At 72.5% G+C, this 306-nt stretch carries 1 protein-coding gene; it reads right to left on the bottom strand.

Annotated features, from left to right (window positions below; translation table 11 throughout):
* Positions 1-306, bottom strand: a 306-nt coding sequence (gene rplD, locus DBV35_RS29755) for a 50S ribosomal protein L4 (protein ID WP_108663937.1), incomplete at both ends; no start/stop codon positions are given.

Here is a 306-nt window from a genome sequence, read left to right as displayed (position 1 = left end):
GCCCGGTCCGAGAGGGCGCCACGCAGGGCGGCGGCCTTCATCTTCTTCGGGGTCCGCTGCGAGTAGTCGCGGGGCGTCGGGCCGTGGACGATGCCACCACCGGCGAACTGCGGCGCGCGGATCGAGCCCTGACGGGCGCGACCGGTGCCCTTCTGCCGGTACGGCTTCTTGCCACCGCCGCGGACCTCGCCGCGACCCTTCACGTCGTGCGTGCCCTGACGCGCGGCGTTGAGCTGCGCGGTCACCACCTGGTGCATGAGGGCGATGTTCGCCGTCACGTCGAAGACGTGGTCCGGGAGCTCGACG

The sequence above is a fragment of the Acuticoccus kandeliae genome, from assembly GCF_003073115.1.
Note: the sequence above shows the minus strand (reverse complement) of the source record. Positions and strands in the feature narration are given on the sequence as shown.